The organism is Vibrio sp. 10N.222.46.A1 (genome assembly GCF_041473595.1).
In the GTDB taxonomy this organism is placed as follows: domain Bacteria; phylum Pseudomonadota; class Gammaproteobacteria; order Enterobacterales; family Vibrionaceae; genus Vibrio; species Vibrio tasmaniensis_A.
Map to the genome: position 1 here is coordinate 1 of NZ_JBFRSN010000869.1, position 2299 is coordinate 2299.

2 protein-coding genes and 1 pseudogene are annotated in these 2299 nt (G+C 41.1%); 2 read left to right on the forward strand and 1 reads right to left on the reverse strand.

Going from position 1 to position 2299, the window contains the following annotated elements:
• Window positions 1–144, forward strand: a pseudogene (locus AB4496_RS21315) (ribosome biogenesis GTPase YlqF); the annotation flags it as partial.
• A 185-nt stretch (window positions 145–329) separates the two neighbouring features.
• Here the strand turns inward: AB4496_RS21315 and AB4496_RS21320 are convergent.
• Window positions 330–875: a GNAT family N-acetyltransferase gene (locus AB4496_RS21320; RefSeq protein WP_009845441.1), complete on the reverse strand. Its 546-nt coding sequence runs from the start codon at window positions 873–875 to the stop codon at window positions 330–332.
• Between the two features lie 166 nt (window positions 876–1041).
• Between AB4496_RS21320 and AB4496_RS21325 the strand changes: the two genes are divergently transcribed.
• On the forward strand, window positions 1042–2184 hold the full coding sequence (locus tag AB4496_RS21325; RefSeq protein ID WP_009845442.1) for a fatty acid desaturase: 1143 nt from the start codon (window positions 1042–1044) through the stop codon (window positions 2182–2184).
• The last annotated feature ends 115 nt before the right edge of the window (window positions 2185–2299 follow it).

Consider the following 2299-nt stretch of genomic DNA (forward strand, 5'->3'; position numbering starts at 1 on the left):
ACTTTAGGTAAAGTAACGTTAGAGCTACCAGAAATGATCACACAAGAACTGATCGAAGTTGAAGAAGCGGCTGCGCTGAAAGCCGAACAACAGATTAAGAAAAAAGAAGAGCGTCGTAAGCGTTACTTGAAGAACAAGCGTTAATCTCTCTTCGTTTTAAGAAAAAATCACATGGTGCGACTAAGTGCCAAATAATTGAAGTGTCTAATCTAATCAAAAAAGCCCCGAACAATTTAATGCTCGGGGCTTTTTGGTTTGTTCTTCAGCTTTAAAGCAACTTCAGTAAGAGGCAGCTGTTGAGCAAGGAACCATTATTCAACTTGAAGTGACTAAGAATACACAATGCTTGCTGTTTTCTGTTCAAGTTCAACGGGAGAGCTCCAAGAAATCACCTTCTCATTCACTTGACTTCCACATGGTGCATTCCAAACTTGCTCTAGCTCTTCTTTACCACCAATCGCTTGATAAAAAGCAATCGCTTGGTGATTTTCAGACATCACCTCTAGGTACAGACCTGAATCCGAATAGTATTGCTGCAACCACTTCGATAATTCAGACAATAAACGCTTACCAACACCACGACCGCGATAGGCATTATCTACATGTAACGCATCGATGAACGTGCCACGCTCAAAGTTGTGATTACCAAACGCGCAGACGAAACCAACCAGTAAACCGCCCTCTTCAAGCAATAAAACATGTTGGTTAAAAGGAGGGTTAATCAAACGAGTCTGCCAAATAACAGATCTGTCCTCCAAAACATCATTTTCTAAGTAATCATCAGCAAGAATGCCACGATAATATAGCTTCCAGCTATCCGCGTGTAATTGGGCAATCCGCTCATAATCTTTATATTCAGCTACCTTAATTTCCATTTATTAGCCCTTAGTACTTCCATTTATGACTTGCTACTACATTTCACACTACCTTTATACAATATTTAAGCAAAACATACTAATACACGTTTACACTTTCAATATTGACTTACACGTGTACGCTGATATTCTAGCGCACAGATGTAAGCTCAATGGAAATTTGCTAATGAATAGTGCCGACAAACAATCTACAAAAAAGCCGCCATTAATCTGGCTCAATATTTTTGTATTCTCTTTTAGTATGCTGCTTGCTGTTGTTGCAGCTCCCGTTTATGGCTACTTTTTTGGCTATGGTATGGAGCACTGGATATGGCTAGCGATCTGCTTTACGTTCTGTAACCTTTCAATCACGACGGGTTATCATCGCTTATGGTCACACAAAGCGTTTGAAGCGCATTCAAGCCTAAGATTCCTGTTTGCACTAGGTGGCGCATTTGCCCTGCAGAACAGCGCGTTACACTGGTCTTCTGATCACCGTGTGCACCACAAACATGTAGATAACAACGACAAAGACCCATACTCAGCAAAACGTGGTTTTTGGTATTCTCACATCGGGTGGATGATTCGTAACTACAGCACCTCGATGTATGAAAATTATGAAAATTGTCGAGATTTAAAGAAAGACAAAATTGTTATGTGGCAGCACAAGCACTATGTTCTGTTGGCATTGCTAATGAACTTCGGTGTTCCTATCGCATTGGGTGTTATTTACGGTGACGTACTTGGCATGTTGTTAATCGTAGGTGCTGTTCGTTTGGTGCTTAACCATCACACGACATTCTTCATTAACTCTCTTGCTCACATCTGGGGTAGCCAACCTTTTACCGACAAAAACACGGCCCGTGATAACGGTGTGTTAGCGGTTCTAACTTTTGGCGAAGGCTACCACAACTTCCACCACATCTTTGAGAACGATTACCGCAACGGCATCTACTGGTGGCAATACGATCCTACAAAATGGTTGATCAAGAGTGCTTCTTTGATGGGATTGGCAAGCAAGCTTAAGAAAACCCCTCAAGCTCGTATCGAAAAAGCAGAAGCATCAATGTTACTTAAACGCACGCAGCAAAAGATCATGCATCGTGCCGACAAGCAGCAAATCGCGGACAAACTTCAACAAGAATTCGATGCTCTAGTATCAAACATGAACGAGTATTACGAAGTCAAAAAGCAGCTACTTGAAAGCAAACGCGAAGATGTTGTGAAGAAGTACGAACACTCTCTACTTAAAGTTCGTTACCAACAAATCAAAATGAATTTTGAGCAACAGAAAAAAAATTGGGCAATGACAGTGGAACAGTATGCTTAAGGTAGAACAATATACTTAAGGCTGAGTAGTCCGCTTAATGTACCAGTAACGACACTGCTTGACTCTTATTTGAAGCCCTCATATTACTATGAGGGCTTTTTTATGAGCGTAACCT